Below are 17,565 nucleotides of genomic sequence, written 5' to 3' on the forward strand. Positions count from 1 at the left end.
TTGCCTCACAGCGGGTTTATACGCCTTGAGGAGCCCCCGGGCCACGGAGGGCGGTCTTGATTTTCGACCAGGCGAGCTCGATGGGGTTGAGGTCGGGCGAGTACGGCGGCTGGTAGACGACCCTCGCGCCGCATGCCTAAATACGCTGCAGGGATGCCGGAGCCGAAAGACCCAGATCCGAGCGAAGATTCGCACGAGCCCGAGCCCACGAAACCCAGGCTCATCGGGACCTTCGCGGCCGCTCGCTCGGACCGCGCGCGTGACACTTTCAACACGCTCGAGGCCGGACCGCGCTGGTCGTTCTCTTCCTGAACTCGCCTCAGCACCCGTGAGCCTCCTGCAGGGCGGCGATCGTCGGCTCGTCCAGCGCGCCCCTCACCTCGAGGCGGCGCAACGCCTGAAAGCGGCGCAGGGCCCGCTGGAAGCCCTCGTCCGGCGCCGAGGGCTCGGCGCCGTACAGGCCGAGGCTTCGCAGGCGCTGGGCGGCGCCTCGCCAGTGGTCCGCGGGTTCGAGGTGCCCCAGCGTGAACTCGTACTTCTCGCCGCGCTCCGGAAGCACCAACGTCGCCCTCGTCACATCAGCCGGGATCGCGGCCTCGAGGCGTCCCTCGTCGTCCGCCGTGCCCTCGACATGGCGGCCTGGCCCTTGCGCCTTTCGCGCTCGGAGCGTTCCAAGGATCGTTCGCGGAAGTGAGAGTCGGTCCGCCACGGGCCCGAGGGCCGTTCCCCGGGCTCCTTTACGGGGCGCGGCCTCACGGTTAGCCTCCCCCTGGTGAAGTTCACCGAGGAGGAGCTCGACGAGGTCGAGCGGACGGAGGCGCACGAGACCTCCACCGTGCACCAACCGTCGCGTGCGGATACGCGGGCCGGGCTCCTGATCGCCGAGCGCTACCGAATCATGGAGCGCCTGGGCAAGGGCGGAATGGCGGCTGTGTATCGCGCTGTCGACCGCGAGTCGGGGGTGGAGTACGCGGTAAAATTCCTCGACCGTCGATTCACGGCCGACCCAGACATGGGGCGACGCTGTCAGCGCGAAGCGCGGACGATGGCCGAGATCGAGAGCCGTCACGTGCCGCGTGCCTTTCTGGTCGGGACTACGCCGGAGAACGAGATCTACCTCGTGATGGAGTTCCTGCGCGGGCGCGATCTCGAGCAAGTGCTCACGCGCCAGGGCCCACTTCCGTGGCGCCGAGCCGCGGGGATCGGACTCCAGCTGTGCGAGGCGCTGGCGGCGGCTCATGCCCGCAACATCATCCACCGCGACGTCAAGCCGTCGAACTGCTTCCTCGTCGAAGGCGGCGACGCAGGCGACGATCTCGTGAAGTTGATCGACTTCGGGATCGCCAAGGACCTCGACGCGAGCGGCGAGCAGACCGGCCTCGGGCTGGTGCTCGGGACGCCGGGTTACGTGGCTCCGGAGCTGCTCGCAGGCGAGGCGCGGCCGTCGCCGGGGACCGACGTGTATGGCCTCGGCGTGACGATCTACAAGTTGATGACCGGACGGCTGCCCTGGCAGCCCGGCAGTGCGGGCGATGTGACGTTCGCGCAGATGCACGAGTCGCCGCGGCCGCTCCACGAGCACGTGCGCGGGACACTACCGCCGACGGTCGAGGCGGCGGTGATGCAGGCGTTTGAGCGCGATCCGTCGCGACGCTTCCGCTCGGTCGACGAGGTGATGGCTGCCCTGCGGCTGGCGCTGGATGAGCCGCGCGCGGTGCCGCCGAGCGGCTCGGTCCTGCGGGGGGCGCCGGCGCCGGTCTCTGCGCCAGCGCCTGGGTGGCGCCGTGAGGCGGCGATCGTGATGGCGTCGGCTGCGGCGCTGTTCGGAGGGGCGTGGTCCCTGGCGCCGACCGAGAAGCCGGGACATGGCGGATCTGGGCGGGTGCTGCTGTCCGCCGTGCGGCCGACGCCGACGCACCAGTTGCTCGTGCGCGAGGCGACAATCGTCGGGGAAAGAATGCGCAAGCCTGTCGTGGACGCGGCGGATGAGGCTGCGCGGGGCGAGGTGGAGCGCGTCAAGGCCCCGGGCGAAGGCCTGGTGCGTGAGGCTCGGCCAGCGCCCGTGACGGAGGTCGCGGCTTCGGCCGCGTCGCCCCCCGGAGAGCCGGCGCCGGTGCCGGCGCGGCCGTTTTCGGCCAGCAAGGTGCGGGCGCAGCTCGATCGGCGCCTCGCCGATCTGCGGGTGTGCGCGATGCCGGGCACGGACCGACTGCGCTTCACGTTGAAGGTCAGTCCGGAAGGGTCAGTGCATGTGGTGCAGGCGTCGCCGGCGTCGTTTCGCCAGTGCGTGCTCGATCAGCTCGACGGTGCGGAGTTCCCGGCGAGTGATGAAGGCGGAGAGCTGACGTACACATTCACGGCCAAGGACGCGCCGAAGCCGGCGACGAAGAGCAAGAAGCCGTCGAAGGACGAGCCGATGGACGACCTCCTGCCGGTGGGGAGAAAGTGACGGCGCCGACGACGGCCGCTCCTCCCGAGCTCCCTCGACGGGTCCGCGTCGGGGCGGCGTTGACGCTGTTGTCCGGGGTCGTCGGGCTCGGCGTCAGCGCGTGGCTCGTGCGGCTCAAGTTCGGCGCCGACTACCTGTGCGACGCGAGCGGATGCACCGGCGGCGACGACGGGCCGTCGTGTACGGAGGCGCTGACGAGCGCGTGGTCCGAGCTGCTCGGGCTGCCGCTCGGCGTGTGGTCAATCGGACATGTCCTCACGACCATGGTGCTCGCGGTGGCTCTGCTGCGCGGGCGCGGCCCGCTGGCCGAGGTCGCCCCGCGTGGGCTGCTGGGGTTCGGCGTGTTCGGGATCACGGTGTCGGCGGTCCTGGGGACCTACGCGTTCACCCAGTTCACGCGCATGTGCCCGTTCTGCATGGCGCTGTACGCGACGTTGACGCTGGCGTTCGTCGGCGCGTGGCTGGTCCATGGGCCTTCGGACGAGAGTGCCGGCGGACAGCGGATCCGCGGGGCGTTCCGGGCGGCGATGATCTGGGTGCTGACGACCGGCGGACTCGCGGTCGGCTATCAGCTCGCGGCGCGCAGGGCGAGCTGCCCGCCGCCGCCGCCCAATCCGCCGCCGGTCACGCTCGCAGCAACAGTCGACGCGCCGCGCGCCGCGGTGATGTTGTTCGTCGACCCGACCTGCCCCCTGTGTCGGCGAGAGCTGCACTACTTGCTGCAATCGCTGCCGCGGTTGCGCGCGCACGGGGCCGAACTGTGGGTATACATGTTCCCGCGCGCGAGCTGTGACGAGCGGTTCCTGCCGTCGCACGAATTCGTCGACACCGAGGGAAGGCCGCAGGCGCACGGCGAGGCGCGTGGCAACAACGCGTGCCTCGGGGCGCTGGCGGCGTTGTGCGCGGAGCAGCTGGCTCCCGGGCGTGGACTCGAGGCGCTCGCGGCGCTGTTCGACCTGCAGGACACGGAGGCGCCGCGGTTCACGATCGAGAAGGTGGAGCGAGCGCTCGGCGAGGTCGCGGAGACGCTGGGGCCGGGCGGAAAGCTGCGCACGTGCATCGACGGTGAGGATGCGGCGGCGACGCTGGCGACGCAGCAGCACTACTTGCTCTCGTGGGTGAAGGCGCGAGGCGGACGGGTGAGCGTCCCGCAGGCGTTCGTGGTTCCCATCGTCGATGAGGCGCTGCACCTCGGCGACGCGATGCCGGCGACGAGCGCGGGGAAGATCCTCAAGCTCGTCGAAGCGCCTGGGTCGAAGTGAGGATGACGATGTCGAACGATCTGACGACCAGGGCCCTGATCGTGCTGACGACTGCGATCTGGGTGATGGTGTTGCTCGTGGGCTATCCGGTGTTTTTTCTGCCTGGGATGGTCGTCGACGAGGGCGAAGGGGCGCGAGTCTGCGATCCGCGCCGGCCGGACGAGGAGCAATGTCCCGAGGGGCAGTGGTGTGTTCATGGTCAATGCACGCCTCACGAAGAGCCGCAGGTGGCGCAGCGAGGCGAGCAGTGCCGCGATTGTCCGTGCGACGTCGGGTTGCAGTGTGGCGCGGATCTGCGCTGCCGGCCGCGTAACGAGCCGGAGGCGCCCGCACCGACGTGCGGCGACCCGGCCGTCGAGGCGGCGGTCTCGCGGTTGACGCAGATGTGCCTGCAGCGCCGGCACAGTGTGCAGGACCAGGTCGAGAGCGGACAGGGATGCAGCGCCGACGAATGGCGGGCGCTGCTCGCCGACGACGAGCAGATGAACACGCTGCTGGCTGCGTTCCCGGAGCGGCTGGCGGTGTTCTTCCCGTCGGGCGAACCGCGCGCACGACAGCCGTGGCCCGACCCCCAGACGCGGGCGCACATGGCCGGCGAGCTGGCGCGCCACGCCGAGGCGCTGCGCGAGGCGAAGATGTTGTTCGTGATTGGCCGCGCGAGCCCCGACGGCAACCCCGCCGACGACTACGCGCTCGCTCTGCGGCGGATCAACGCGGTCGAGCGGCTCATCGACGTCGCGCTCGGTCGCGAGAAGCCGAGCGAGCGTGGTGCCGGCCCGATGCTCATCGGGTCGGGCGCGCCAAGCGATCGGCCGGTCGCGCTCGAGGCGTTCGTCCGCAACTATGCGGGGACGCAGGCGCCGATAGCGACTTCCCGGGCGGAGAGCGAGCGCCTCGCCGCCGCGTTCGCGGCGATTCGCGCCGGCGAGCCGGTGCCGGGCCGACGCTCGCTCGAGCGCGATGTCAACCGGGTGGTCCTGGTGATCCCGGTGCCGTGCGACGGCACGAAGGAGGTCCGATGACGGCGAGAGCGGCACGACGTGTGCTGTTGGCGGCAGCGCTCGCGGCGACGGTGGCGGTGTTCGCCGCGGCCGTGGGCATCTGGCATCTCAGGCAGCTCGAGGACAGGTTCTCGGGGACACGCCGCGCGTGTGAGTGCTGCGAGGAGTCGAAGCCGTGAAGACGACACCGCTGCCGTCCGAAACCGAGGCGCCGCGCGCGTGGGTTTGGGGGGCGTTCGTGCTCTTGATCTCGGTCGGCGTGCTCTCCGCCCTGACGCTCGTGCTGACCTGGCGGATCACCGAGCGGACCGAGGCGCTCGAGCAGTTGCGGGCGCGTGCAGCCTCGTGTCCCGCCCCCGCGCGCTCGCCGTCCGGACGTCGCGTCGAAGTCGAGGAAGCGCCCCCGCCGCCCCCCAGCGCGCCGCTCGGGTCCGGCTCCTACGTCGCGGCCGGCGTCGACCTCGGGCCGCTGATGCGCCTGCGCCTCGAGCGCGTGCGCCAGGGAGCGCCTGCGGGGACGGTGCGCTTCGGCTCGTCGGAGGTGCTGTCGCCGCAAGCGGTGCATGTGATCAGCCTGTGGGCGCCGTGGTGCGTCGCCTGCAAGGAGGTCCTGCCGGACCTGCGCGAGATGTTCGAGCGGCGCGGCGCGAGCTGGGGCGACTCGGTGCGGTTCCTGCCGGTGCAGGTGCTCGACCCGACCGCGCCCGAGGACGCGATCCGGACGTGGGGGCCGCTCATGCCCGCGAGTCATGTGCAGGTCGCCGACCGCTCGCTCGCGGACAGCTTCGTCGCCGCGCTGCGCGACGACTCGCGCCGTCTCTACCAGGGGACGTTGCCCGTGACGCTGGCGCTCGACTGCAACCGACGTGTCCGATGGGCCAGGATCGGCGTGCCCGGCGAGGCGGAGATGAAGGAGCTCGAGGACTGGCTCGACACCTTCCGCGCCGAGATGACCGACGGCGATCCGCGCTGCCGGCAGGTCTGGTGCGGGAACGGCCGCTGCGAGGCCGGCGAGGCCGGGCGCTGCGAGGAAGACTGCGGCACACCCGCCGAAACTGCGCCGAGCGAGCGCGTGGTGTCGGGGCCCACTGAGGTCGCGGTCGTCGGGCCGAACGAGATCGCCCCGGACGATCCCGCCAAGCGTCCCCCCAAGCGGAAGCCGTGCCCACAAGAGTGCCCTCGCTGCGACGAGAAGGGCCGGTGCTTGACGCTATGGGGCGGGTCGGAGCCGCCGGCGACCATGGGCCCCGTATTCAGCTGCGGCGATGGTCACTGCGATCCTGGCGAGGACCAGAAGACGTGTTGCCGTGACTGCGGCTGCAAGGGCTCACTGCAGTGCCGGCGCGCCGAAGGCGGGCGCGACGTCTGTCTGCCCGCGAACGAACTGTGGTCGGACTAAAACCGGCCCTCGATGACAAGGGCGCCACCGCCGACGCGGACTTGTGGTCCCGCCGACACGAGGAAGCGGCCGCTCCGATCGAGCAACAGGCCCGTGATTGCGCTGGCCAGAGCGCCGGCGCCGAGGCCCAGGAACGTGGCGCCGGTCGTGTGCGCCGCGCCGGCGCCGTTGATCGCGCGGCGATCGTCGTCTGTCCAGGGGGACGGGTCGTTGTGCCGGCCGGATGCCTGGGCGCCGAGGCCGAGGGCGACTGCGCCACCGATCGTCGACAGGCCGCCGACCGAGGCGGCGATGATCCAGCCGACCCGGCGCTTGCGAGGCTCCTTGACCCGGGCGACAAGACCTCCGATCAGCGCGCCGGCACCGACGCCGAGTACGGCGGCGCCCGACGCTCGCAACGTGCCGGCCGCGTCGAGCTCGCGACGGCACGCCTCGAGGGGAAAAAGCGAATCGTCGGACTGGCACGCCTCCACAGGGCCGTTGAGCCGCGACGACCATCGGCCCTGTCCGATGCCGAGCAGGGTCCCGCCGGCGACCATCCCGGCCACGCCGGCGCCGCTCCAGCCAAGCGCGAAACGTCGGAGCGCGCGAGCGTCCTGACGCAGCCGGAGATCCAGGACCGCCGGGGCCGTCGTGGATGCGTCGACCGGGATTTCGTGCGTGATGGGCTCGAAGCGCGGATCGTCGACGCGGATCTGCCACCCGCCCGGGTCGAGCGAGAGGACGGTGTGCTCGCCCGGGCGGACCGCGATCGTGAGCTCCGGTCGAACGTCGGACGCGAAGGCGGAGACGAAGGTGAGGGTGACGGAGAGCGGAGCGTCGAGCGGACGCTGCGTTCGCAGCTCGAGCGGCACCGGCCTGGTCTCCGCCCGGGCGGTCCGCAGGAGGGCCGTCGCCTCCTCGCGCTGGGCGGCGGTCAGACCAGGTAGCGCGAGCAGGGCCTCGAGATGCACGACGACGTGGGCGTGGTGGCTGAGGGCGAGACGCGAGACTGCTGCATTGAACAGGTCGGCTGCCCCATGTCCTTCGCGCCACAACGCCTCGAATTCCAGCGCGGCCTCGCTGAAGTGACCGTGCTCGAACGCAGTGCGGGCCCGACCGCGGCGCTCGCTCCCGGGGTCGCTCGCGCCTGCGGCCGGCGACGCCGAGCCGGCGGGGACGGATGGCGTCAGGAGCAGGAGAGCGGCCAGGAGGACGCAGACCATGGGCCCGGGAGTGTACGGAAAACGAGCGACGAACGCGAGGCCCAACCGGAGTTGGGCCCCCAACCACGGTTGGGGGGGCGCAGGCGCACGTGTAAGGCGTTGATCGCCCGAGATCCATGTTTTAGAGTCTGTTGATGATGCGCGTCGACGTGCGACTCGGCCTTCTGCTCGCCCTCGGGGGTCTGAGCTGCCTCAAGATCGACTTTCCGCCCGCGGACAATCCGTACTGGCAGTGCAACGAGGACCACGTGTGCGATGCGGACGAGAATCAGGTCGTCTGCCCGTCGGACTGCGTGTGGAGGGACGAGACCGGCGAAGGCCCCGCGGCGGCGGTGTGCGACGCGCAGGAGAACTGGACCTTCGTGCAGGCGTGCCTCGGCACGTGCGGGAACGGGCAGGAGGACGAGGACGAGACGGCGGAGACGTGTCCGCGCGACTTCCCTGGGCCGGGCTGCGGCGACGGCGTGTGCGCGCCTGACGAGGACCCCGCGCACTGCCCGCTCGAGTGCCACCCCGGGAGCTGCGGCGACGGGACGTGCGAGCTGCACGAGAACGCCGCGATCTGCGCCGAGGACTGCACGCCCGGGTGCGGCGACGGGGTGTGTCAGGCGGACGAGGAGGCGGCGTGCGCGAGGGATTGTTTGCCCTGCTCCAGCGACTCGTGTGTCTGCGGGGACATGGTCTGCGGGACAGGCGAGTCGATGATGAGCTGCCCGCAGGACTGCACCGAGCCCTCCTGCGGCAACGGGGCGGTGGAAGAGGGCGAGCCGTGCGACGACGGGAACGACGTCGACACCGACGCATGCACCAACGCCTGCGCCATGGCGAGCTGCGGCGACGGCATCGTGTGGACCGGCGAAGAGCAGTGCGACAACGGCCCCGACAACGGCCCCGGCAAGGCGTGCAACGCGATGTGCGAGGCCAGTGCTTGCGGCGACGGCGACATCGGCCCCGGCGAGACGTGCGACGACGGGAACGCGGACGACACCGACGATTGCGTGGCCTGCCAGCAGGCGAGCTGCCGCGACGGCTTCGTGTGGTCCGGAGAAGAAGATTGCGACGACGGAAACGACATCGACACCGACGACTGCACGAACGCCTGCGAGCCGGCGGACTGCGGGGACGGCATCGTCTGGGAGGGCGAGGAGGAGTGCGATGACGGCAATCAGGTCGACACGGACGGTTGTTCGAACTCGTGCCTGAAGCCGCGGCGGGTCATCTTCGTGACGAGCAAGAAGTTCGAGGGCGACCTCATGGGCATGAGCGGCGCCGACTCGAAGTGCGAGGCGGCGGCGGAGACCGCAGGCTTTACGAACGCAGCAAGCTTCAAGGCATGGCTGTCCGACAAGGAGGCGACTTGGCCCGCAAAGCGGCTCGACACCCAGTACCAGGGCATGTACGTGCTGATCGACGGCACCCCGGTGGCCGAGAACGGCTGGGCTGACTTGACCGACGGCGAGCTGCTGCACGCCGTGGACCTGACGGAGACGAAGATGAAGGTGTCCAGCGCTCCGTGGACGAACACCAAGGCCGACGGAACCAGCGCCGGCGGGAGTGACTGCAACGCCTGGACCAACTCGACCCTCGACTTCTCTGGCGGCTTCGGCAAGACGAACGCGACCGACGCGTCCTGGACCGAGGCGGTGGGCATGAGTTTTTGCTCCGGCTCTGCCCCCCTCTACTGCATCGAGGATGTGTAGTGCATCGCCTCGCACGCCGGATGTCTCTCAGGACATGTTTGTTCGCGCTGGTGTTCACCGCCTGCGCCCGCGAGCCCGAGCACCCGCCGTGGCAGTGCAACGACGACTTCGTCTGCGACCCGGACGAAAATCAGGAGGTCTGCCCGTCGGACTGCGTGTGGAGGGACGAGACGGGCGAGGGCCCCGCGGCGGCGGTGTGCGACGCGCAGGAGAACTGGACCTTCGTGCAGGCGTGCCTCGGCACGTGCGGGAACGGGCAGGAGGACGAGGACGAGACGGCGGAGACGTGTCCGCGCGACTTCCCTGGGCCGGGCTGCGGCGACGGCGTGTGCGCGCCCGACGAGGACCCCGCGCACTGCCCGCTCGAGTGCCACCCCGGGAGCTGCGGCGACGGGACGTGCGAGCTGCACGAGAACGCCGCGATCTGCGCCGAGGACTGCACGCCCGGGTGCGGCGACGGGGTGTGTCAGGCGGACGAGGAGGCGGCGTGCACGAGGGATTGTTTACCCTGCTCCGGCGACTCGTGTGTCTGCGGGGACATGGTCTGCGGGACAGGCGAGTCGATGATGAGCTGCCCGGAGGACTGCACCGAGCCCTCCTGCGGCAACGGGGCGGTGGAAGAGGGCGAGCCGTGCGACGACGGGAACGACGTCGACACCGACGCCTGCACCAACGCCTGCGCCATGGCGAGCTGCGGCGACGGCATCGTGTGGACCGACAAAGAGCAGTGCGACAACGGCGCCGAAAACGGCCTCGGCAAAGCGTGCAACGGGATGTGTCAGTCCAACGTTTGCGGCGACGGTGACGCTGGCCCTGGTGAGACGTGCGATGACGGGAACGCGGACGACACGGACGACTGCGTGGCCTGCGAGCAAGCGTTTTGCGGCGACGGAGCGGTCCAGGCAGGCGTGGAGCTGTGCGACGACGGTAATGACATCGACACCGACACTTGCACAAACGCCTGCGAGCCGGCGGAGTGCGGCGACGGCATCGTCCAGGAAGGCGTAAAAGAGTGCGATGACGGGAATCAGGTCGACGGCGACGGCTGCTTCGAGTGCAAGAAGCCGCGGCGGGTGATCTTCGTGACGAGCAAGAAGTTCGAGGGCAGCCTCGGAGGGGTCGACGGCGCCGACGATGAGTGCGAGAAGGCGGCGATAGCCGCCGGCTTCACGAACGGGGCGAGCTTCAAGGCGTGGCTGTCCGACAAGGAGGCGACTTCGCCCGCGAAGCGGCTCGACACCCAGTACCAGGGCATGTACGTGCTGATCGACGGCACCCCGGTAGCCGAGAACGGCTGGGCTGACTTGACCGACGGCGAGCTGCTGCACGCCGTGGACCTGACGGACACGAAGATGAAGGTGAACTCGGCTCCGTGGACGAACACCAAGGCCGACGGAACCGCCGGCGAGAATGATTGCAATGCCTGGACAAATGCGACCGGCGACTTCTCCGGCGGCGTCGGCAAGACGAACGCGACCGACGCGACCTGGACCGAGGCGGTGGGCGTAAGCTTATGTGACGGCGCTCGTCCCCTCTACTGCATCGAGGATGTGTGATGCACCGCCTCGAACGCTGGATGTCTCTCAGAACATGCTTGTTCGCGCTGGTGTTGGCCGCTTGCGCCCGCGAGCCCGAGCATCCGCCCTGGCAGTGCAACGACGACTTCGTCTGCGACCCTGACGAGAATCAGGTCGTCTGCCCGTCGGACTGCGTGTGGAGGGACGAGACCGGCGAAGGCCCCGCGGCGGCGGTGTGCGACGCGCAGGAGAACTGGACCTTCGTGCAGGCGTGCCTCGGCACGTGCGGGAACGGGCAGGAGGACGAGGACGAGACGGCGGAGACGTGTCCGCGCGACTTCCCTGGGCCGGGCTGCGGCGACGGCGTGTGCGCGCCTGACGAGGACCCCGCGCACTGCCCGCTCGAGTGCCACCCCGGGAGCTGCGGCGACGGGACGTGCGAGCTGCACGAGAACGCCGCGATCTGCGCCGAGGACTGCACGCCCGGGTGCGGCGACGGGGTGTGTCAGGCGGACGAGGAGGCGGCGTGCGCGAGGGATTGTTTGCCCTGCTCCGGCGACTCGTGTGTCTGCGGGGACATGGTCTGCGGGACAGGCGAGTCGATGATGAGCTGTCCGGAGGACTGCACCGAGCCCTCCTGCGGCAACGGGGCCGTGGAAGAGGGCGAGCCGTGCGACGACGGGAACGACGTCGACACCGACGCCTGCACCAACGCCTGCGCCATGGCGAGCTGCGGCGACGGCATCGTGTGGGCTGGCGAGGAGCAGTGCGACAACGGCCCCGACAACGGCCCCGGCAAGGCGTGCAACGCGATGTGCGAGGCCAGTGCCTGCGGCGACGGCGACATCGGCCCCGGCGAGACGTGCGACGACGGGAACAGCGATGACACCGACGAGTGCGTGGCCTGCCAGCAGGCGAGCTGCGGCGATGGCTTCGTGTGGTCCGGAGAAGAAAATTGCGACGACGGAAACGACATCGACACCGACGACTGCACGAACGCCTGTGAGCCCGCGGACTGCGGGGACGGCATCGTCTGGGAGGGCGAGGAGGAGTGCGACGACGGCAATCAGGTCGACACGGACGGATGCTCGAACGCGTGCCTGAAGCCGCGGCGGGTGATCTTCGTGACGAGCACCGAGTACAAGGGCGACCTCATGGGCATGAGCGGCGCCGACTCGAAGTGCGAGGCGGCGGCGGAGACTGCAGGCTTTACGAACGCAGCAAGCTTCAAGGCATGGCTGTCGAACGAAGCGACCTGGCCGGCGAAGCGGCTCGACACCCAGTACCAGGGCATGTACGTGCTGATCGACGGCACCCCGGTGGCCGAGAACGGCTGGGCTGACTTGACCGACGGCGAGCTGCTGCACGCCGTGGACCTGACGGATACGAAGATGAAGGTGTCCAGCGCTCCGTGGACGAACACCAAGGCCGACGGGACCAGCGCCGGTGCCAACCACTGTGACGCCTGGACCAACTCGACCGGCGACTACTCCGGGGGCTTCGGCAAGACGAACGCGACCGACGCGACCTGGACCGAGGCGGTGGGCATAGCGCCGTGCGACGGCGCTCGTCGCCTCTACTGCATCGAGGATGTGTAATGCACCGCCTCGCACGCCGGATGTCCCCCAGGACATGTTTGTTCCCGCTGGTCTTCACCGCCTGCGCCCGCGAGCCCGAGCACCCGCCGTGGCAGTGCAACGACGACTTCGTCTGCGACCCTGACGAGAACCAGGAAATCTGCCCGTCGGACTGCGTGTGGAAGGACGAGACGGGCGAAGGCCCCGCGGCGGCGGTGTGCGACGCGCAGGAGAACTGGACCTTCGTGCAGGCGTGCCTCGGCACGTGCGGGAACGGCCAGGAGGATGAGGACGAGACGGCGGAGACGTGCCCGCGCGACTTCCCGGGGCCGGGGTGCGGCGACGGCGTGTGCGCGCCCGACGAGGACCCCGCGCGCTGCCCGATCGAGTGCCACCCCGGGAGCTGCGGCGACGGAGCGTGCGAGCTGCACGAGAACGCCGCCATCTGCGCCGAGGACTGCACGCCCGGGTGCGGTGACGGGGTGTGTCAGGCGGACGAAGAGGCGGCGTGCGCGAGGGATTGTTTGCCCTGCTCCAGCGACTCGTGTGTCTGCGGGGACATGGTCTGCGGGACAGGCGAGTCGATGATGAGCTGCCCGCAGGACTGCACCGAGCCCTCCTGCGGCAACGGGGCGGTGGAAGAGGGCGAGCCGTGCGACGACGGGAACGACGTCGACACCGACGCCTGCACCAACGCCTGCGCCATGGCGAGCTGCGGCGATGGCATCGTGTGGACCGGGGAGGAGCAGTGCGACAACGGCCCCGACAATGGCCCTGGCAAGGCGTGCAGCGCGATGTGCGAGGCCAGTGCTTGCGGCGACGGCGACATCGGCCCCGGCGAGACGTGCGACGACGGGAACGCGGACGACACCGACGATTGCGTGGCCTGCCAGCAGGCGAGCTGCCGCGACGGCTTCGTGTGGTCCGGAGAAGAAGATTGCGACGACGGAAACGACATCGACACCGACGACTGCACGAACGCCTGCGAGCCGGCGGACTGCGGGGACGGCATCGTCTGGGAGGGCGAGGAGGAGTGCGATGACGGCAATCAGGTCGACACGGACGGTTGTTCGAACTCGTGCCTGAAGCCGCGGCGGGTCATCTTCGTGACGAGCACCGAGTACAAGGGCGACCTCATGGGCATGAGCGGCGCCGACTCGAAGTGCGAGGCGGCGGCGGAGACTGCAGGCTTTACGAACGCAGCAAGCTTCAAGGCATGGCTGTCGAACGAAGCGACCTGGCCGGCGAAGCGGCTCGACACCCAGTACCAGGGCATGTACGTGCTGATCGACGACACCCCGGTGGCCGAGAACGGCTGGGCTGACTTGATCGACGGCGAACTGCTGCACGCCGTGGACCTGACCGAGACGAAGATGAAAGTGTCCAGCGCTCCGTGGACGAACACCAAGGCCGATGGGACCGCCGGCGAGAATGACTGCAACGCCTGGACCAACTCGACCCTCGACTACTCCGGCGGCTTCGGCAAGACGAACGCGACCGACGCGACCTGGACCGAGGCGGTGGGCACGAGTTTTTGCTCCGGCTCTGCCCCCCTCTATTGCATCGAGGATGTGTAGTGTAGTGCATTGTCTCGCACGCCGGCTTCGTACAGGCGTGTCTCGGGACGTGCGGGAACGGCCAGGAGGACGTGGACGAGACGGCGAAGACGTGAGCAACGGCCATCATGGCTTCACCGCCGCGATGGACACAATTTGGACCGACGCAGTGAACCCGAACTCGTGCATCAATTCTGCCCTCCTCTACTGTATCGAAGATCCCTGACGACCAACGGTGGCCACAGCTACCAGTCCGGTGCGGGTGGCATGACAATCTGCCATTGGTCGACGGCTGCCCCGGCGGGGCGCGCAGCGTTAGGGCTGGCGGCGTTTGGAGGGCGTGGTGTTGAGGAGGCGCTGGAGGTCCAGGTAGTGCCCGAGACGTAACGCAACAGGGTAGGTCCATCCGACTCCCCGAGCGGTGTATGTGCATGTAAACAAGCCCGAGGACTGCGTTCGGCGAGAGACCGTGAATTTGCCCTTGCCTTTTTGAGATACGCCCTCCTTATACGGCGAGACGCATGACACGCTCACCCACCAGCCCGACACCTGTGCCGGACACAACCCCTCCCGAGGCGTTGAAGCACGCGAAGGGCTGGACGCTCCACGCCGAGGCGAGCCGCGAGATGGTCGGCGTGCTGTTCGGCGAGCGCTTCGAGGTCCGCGAGCCGATCGGAGCCGGCGGGATGGCCTCGGTCTACGTCTGCAAGGACCGGGCGCTGCACGGTCTGGCGGCGGTGAAGGTGCTGCGCGACGACAACGCCGACACGCGCCGGCGGTTTGCCGACGAAGCGCGCCTGCTCGCCAACCTGCGGCATCCGCACATGGTCCAGGTGCTCGCGGTCGGGGAGACCGCGGATGGAGCGCCGTACATGGCGCTCGAGTACCTGCCCGGGCAGAGCCTCGACGAGCGGTTGATCCGGCGCGGACCGCTGCCGTGGCGGGAAGTCGTCGAGCTGGCGGCGCAGGTGGCCGGCGCGCTCGAGGCGCTGCACCGCGTCGGGGTGATCCACCGCGACGTGAAGCCCAGCAACATCGTGCAGATCGACAGCGCGGCAGGGGGGCCTGTCGTGAAGCTCATCGACCTGGGAGTCGCCAAGATCCACGACTGGGCGCGCGTGCAGGCCGGCGGGTTCACGCCTGTGCCGCGGCACAAGACCGAGGTCGGGAAGGTGGTCGGGACGCCTGGCTTCTACCCGCCCGAGGTGGCGCTGGTCGAGGCGGACCCACGCTTCGACACCTATGCGCTCGGGGTGACGATCTATCAGCTCTGCACCGGTGTCTTCCCGACGCCTGGGGAGTACCGGCCGATGGTCGAGGTGCGACCGGCGTGCAAGGTGCCGCCGGAGCTCGAGGCGCTGGTGGCCGCTTTGTACAGCCCCATGTAAGAGCGATAGGCCGCCTGCAGGTACAGCGCGCGCTGCGACGCCGACGACGCCTGTGCGGCCTGTCGCTCGAAGCCCTTGGCCTTACAGCGGTTGTCGGCGACGTCGCAGCTCGACTCGTCCGAGGTCGTTGCAGGCGCGGGCCCCTCCACGGCGAGCAGGGCGCGGCGGGCCTTCGAGAAGAGCCTCGCGGTCAAGGGCCTGCCCGCGAGCCAGCGCACCAGCTTCGAGGCGGGACGCGTGGAGTTAGAGTCGCGCGAGCGACAGGTCAACGCGCGGTGCAGCAGCTCGGCGAAGCGCCCGCGGGCGCCGACGCCGCAACGCGCAGAGGACCCGGCGCCGCTCATGGCGGTCTCCGCTGCCAAGCCCGAGACACCGGGACGTGCTTCCGATGGGCCGCTTGACCTGCTTCCCGTGAGCTCCGGGAACAGGCGCTCGCCGCGGCCGAAAGCTGAGGTTGCCCTGCGACCTGAAGAACTATCGCGGCCGTCGCTAGCGCCAGTCGCTGCGCCTCCGCGACACGGTCGTCCTCTCGTGATCGCAGGGAGCGTGACGCTGGGTCTCGGACTCTCGCTCGCCGGTGTCGCGGGTTACGCGGGTGGTCGCGCGCTCGAGGCACACCGCGAAGGCGTCGAACTGCACAACCAGGTGCAGGGACCTCCCGACGACGCAGCCCGTGCCGCGGATGCTGCGCTGGAGCGGGAGTACCGAAGGATGGGGTCTCTGGCCCTCGGGACAGCCATCGCGGGTGGTGCAGCGGTCATTGTCGGCACCGCGCTGGTTGCGGTGGGTGGCCGACGACTCGCCCGAACGGCGTCGAGCACGGCGCTGGTGCCCTTTCCGGGGGGCCTTGCTTTTCGCGCGCGTTTTTGAGCGAATACAGGAGGTGCTCATGCCCGTGGCGATCCGCGTCTTTCCCGCCCTCGCGTTGCTGGCCGCCTGCGCGCCCTGGCCGCAGTGGGAAAATTGTCCGGACACCCACTGCGCGACGACCTCCACCGGGGACAGCACCGGAGACATCACGACGTTGATGTCGGGCGGCGGGATCCAGACCGTCACCGGCGCCGACGAGAGCTCGACCGACGTCGAGATGGACACCAGCAGCACGACATCGACCGAGCCGGCCGGGCCGCCGGCGGTTATGGAGTTCAAGCTGACGCCGGACCCGATCGGATTCAACGGGGCGATCACGGTGGCGGTGTCGGCCGAGCACGCGGACGGCGTGCGCATGGAGCTCGACTCCGGCGAGGTGATCGAGCTGGCGATGATCGAGCCCGGGCTCTTCGACGGCGAGACCGCCGTGCTGACGGGCCTCGTCAACGGGCCGCACATCGCCCTGCTGACGCCATGGCGCGACGTCGTCGACGGCGAGACGGTGCAGGCGCCCTACGAGGTCGCCCTCCCCACGCCCGGAAGTCAGGGCTTCTGGGAGACCGGCGACCTGATCGGCGGCGGCCAGGTCGCGGCCATGGGCGTGCTGCCGACCGGCGACGTGGTCGAACTCGGGACGTTCCTCCCGAACGGTGAGTCGCGCTGCTACCTCCGCCGCCGCAACAAGGGCGGCGCGTGGGGGCCCGACGACTTGGTGACGATCCTGCCCGACAACAACTGCGTGCCGATCGACCTCGTGATCGGCGACGACGGCGCGATGTTCGTCGCGGTCAACCGCGAGGGGATCGACGGGGTGCGCTGGTGGTTGGCGAAGATCCCAGCGTGGGGACAGGCGCCGATGAACCTCGGGCTTGGAGCGAAGGGCGAGACGGCCGTGGCGCTCGCGCGTCACTCGTCGGGCGCCGTGGCGGTCTGCGGCTACGCGCCGTCACCGTGGATGGACGACGACACGATGGTGCGGATCTTCCGGCCAAACCTTCCGGGCGAGACGCTGACCTTCGACTCCCCTGTCAAGCAGGCGCATTGGTTCTACGAGCGGACGCGCGACTGCGTCTACGTAGACGACACACTCGCGCTCGTCGGCGAGATGTACGGCAAGCACGGCGACGACATCAAGTCTCGCGATCGCCTCTTCATCCTCACTTTCGGCGGTGAGATCCAGGACGTGGCCTGGACCGTGGCCCCGGCGGGCGTGAAGACCCAGAGTGGCGCTCAGGCGGTCGACGCCGACGAGGACGGTCGCCTCGTCGTCGCCGGCTACACCTGCGACGACGCGTGCCAGCCGGAGAGCGACCTTCGCATTTACGACACGCGCGGCGACCTCGCCTGGCAGACCTCGCTCGGCACCTTTCCGACCAAGCAGTTCGGCCCGCGGGACCTCGCATGGAGCCCAGCCGGTTACGCCGTCGTGGCGACCGGAGGCATGAAGGGCAACGAGACCGCCTTCACCGTCCGGGCCTTCGCCCCCTCCAAGATCGAGCCGGTGTGGACCTTCGCGCGCAAGGACGGCCAGGTGCTCCACCTGGCACTGGCACTGGCGATTGGTTCGTACGGCGAGGTCTACGCCGGGGGCCTGGGTGCGAACGGCTACCCCGCCGTCGCCTACATCGGTGGGTAGCGCGG

Annotated in this window: 13 protein-coding genes and 1 pseudogene; 11 read left to right on the plus strand and 3 right to left on the minus strand. The window is 69.7% G+C overall.

The window, feature by feature from the left end:
- Nucleotides 1–43: 43 nt before the first annotated feature.
- A pseudogene (locus NAEX_RS32325) lies at nt 44–136 on the minus strand (transposase); the annotation flags it as partial.
- Nucleotides 137–319: 183 nt separating this feature from the next.
- The gene (locus tag NAEX_RS32330) at nt 320–559 is read right to left on the minus strand and encodes a peptidoglycan-binding domain-containing protein (RefSeq protein ID WP_211302510.1); all 240 of its coding nucleotides are present in this window, start codon (nt 557–559) and stop codon (nt 320–322) included.
- Between the two features lie 213 nt (nt 560–772).
- Here NAEX_RS32330 and NAEX_RS32335 point away from each other — a divergent pair, with 213 nt between their 5' ends.
- The 4 genes from NAEX_RS32335 (at nt 773) to NAEX_RS32350 (ending at nt 6,111) form a co-directional block, all read left to right on the plus strand.
- Complete coding sequence (locus tag NAEX_RS32335) at nt 773–2,449, plus strand: serine/threonine-protein kinase (protein ID WP_096331340.1); 1,677 nt, start codon at nt 773–775, stop codon at nt 2,447–2,449.
- A gap of 59 nt (nt 2,450–2,508) precedes the next feature.
- Nucleotides 2,509–3,711 carry a vitamin K epoxide reductase family protein gene (locus tag NAEX_RS32340; protein WP_143141528.1) on the plus strand — a complete coding sequence of 401 codons (1,203 nt, stop codon included), beginning with the start codon at nt 2,509–2,511 and terminating at the stop codon, nt 3,709–3,711.
- Between the two features lie 8 nt (nt 3,712–3,719).
- Nucleotides 3,720–4,733: a hypothetical protein gene (locus tag NAEX_RS32345; RefSeq protein ID WP_143141527.1), complete on the plus strand. Its 1,014-nt coding sequence runs from the start codon at nt 3,720–3,722 to the stop codon at nt 4,731–4,733.
- 154 nt (nt 4,734–4,887) lie between these two features.
- Nucleotides 4,888–6,111: a TlpA family protein disulfide reductase gene (locus tag NAEX_RS32350; protein WP_096331343.1), complete on the plus strand. Its 1,224-nt coding sequence runs from the start codon at nt 4,888–4,890 to the stop codon at nt 6,109–6,111.
- On the opposite strand, the gene NAEX_RS32355 is transcribed toward NAEX_RS32350, so the two are convergent.
- Complete coding sequence (locus NAEX_RS32355) at nt 6,108–7,361, minus strand: hypothetical protein (RefSeq protein ID WP_143141526.1); 1,254 nt, start codon at nt 7,359–7,361, stop codon at nt 6,108–6,110. The genes NAEX_RS32350 and NAEX_RS32355 overlap by 4 nt on opposite strands.
- Before the next feature lie 89 nt (nt 7,362–7,450).
- On the opposite strand from NAEX_RS32355, the gene NAEX_RS32360 reads away from it, so the two are divergent.
- From NAEX_RS32360 to NAEX_RS32385, 7 genes are all read left to right on the plus strand, one after another.
- Entirely contained in the window at nt 7,451–9,016 is a 1,566-nt protein-coding gene (locus NAEX_RS32360; RefSeq protein ID WP_096331345.1) for a DUF4215 domain-containing protein, read from the plus strand.
- Complete coding sequence (locus tag NAEX_RS51035) at nt 9,016–10,572, plus strand: DUF4215 domain-containing protein (protein ID WP_211302511.1); 1,557 nt, start codon at nt 9,016–9,018, stop codon at nt 10,570–10,572. The genes NAEX_RS32360 and NAEX_RS51035 overlap by 1 nt, the downstream gene beginning before the upstream one ends.
- A gap of 20 nt (nt 10,573–10,592) precedes the next feature.
- Nucleotides 10,593–12,131: a DUF4215 domain-containing protein gene (locus NAEX_RS32370; protein WP_170136170.1), complete on the plus strand. Its 1,539-nt coding sequence runs from the start codon at nt 10,593–10,595 to the stop codon at nt 12,129–12,131.
- Nucleotides 12,131–13,687, plus strand: coding sequence for a DUF4215 domain-containing protein (locus tag NAEX_RS32375; protein WP_096331347.1), 1,557 nt, complete (start codon nt 12,131–12,133; stop codon nt 13,685–13,687). The genes NAEX_RS32370 and NAEX_RS32375 overlap by 1 nt, the downstream gene beginning before the upstream one ends.
- A 500-nt stretch (nt 13,688–14,187) precedes the next feature.
- Nucleotides 14,188–15,054, plus strand: coding sequence for a serine/threonine-protein kinase (locus tag NAEX_RS32380; protein ID WP_096331348.1), 867 nt, complete (start codon nt 14,188–14,190; stop codon nt 15,052–15,054).
- Between the two features lie 546 nt (nt 15,055–15,600).
- On the plus strand, nt 15,601–15,924 hold the full coding sequence (locus NAEX_RS48605; protein WP_143141561.1) for a hypothetical protein: 324 nt from the start codon (nt 15,601–15,603) through the stop codon (nt 15,922–15,924).
- 19 nt (nt 15,925–15,943) lie between these two features.
- Entirely contained in the window at nt 15,944–17,560 is a 1,617-nt protein-coding gene (locus tag NAEX_RS32385; RefSeq protein WP_143141562.1) for a hypothetical protein, read from the plus strand.
- Nucleotides 17,561–17,565: the final 5 nt, after the last annotated feature.

Origin of the sequence: Nannocystis exedens (assembly GCF_002343915.1) — a bacterium.
Lineage (GTDB): Bacteria > Myxococcota_A > Polyangia > Nannocystales > Nannocystaceae > Nannocystis > Nannocystis exedens.